The organism is Priestia aryabhattai (genome assembly GCF_023715685.1).
GTDB classification, from domain to species: domain Bacteria; phylum Bacillota; class Bacilli; order Bacillales; family Bacillaceae_H; genus Priestia; species Priestia aryabhattai_B.
On sequence record NZ_JAMBOQ010000124.1, the window covers coordinates 1 to 243 of the forward strand.

A 243-nucleotide genomic window follows, 5' to 3' on the forward strand; every position below is an offset into this window, starting at 1 on the left:
AAGCGCCCGTAGCTCAATTGGATAGAGCGTTTGACTACGGATCAAAAGGTTAGGGGTTCGACTCCTCTCGGGCGCGCCATAAACGGGAAGTAGCTCAGCTTGGTAGAGCACTTGGTTTGGGACCAAGGGGTCGCAGGTTCGAATCCTGTCTTCCCGACCATTTATGGGGCCTTAGCTCAGCTGGGAGAGCGCCTGCCTTGCACGCAGGAGGTCAGCGGTTCGATCCCGCTAGGCTCCACCAAT

At 57.2% G+C, this 243-nt stretch carries 3 tRNA genes; all 3 read left to right on the top strand.

Annotated elements, in window-relative coordinates:
• Positions 1-2 precede the first annotated feature (2 nt).
• Positions 3-79, top strand: a tRNA-Arg gene (locus M3225_RS29335).
• Positions 80-83: 4 nt separating this feature from the next.
• Positions 84-160, top strand: a tRNA-Pro gene (locus tag M3225_RS29340).
• A 5-nt stretch (positions 161-165) separates the two neighbouring features.
• Positions 166-241 (top strand) — tRNA-Ala (locus M3225_RS29345).
• Positions 242-243 lie beyond the last annotated feature (2 nt).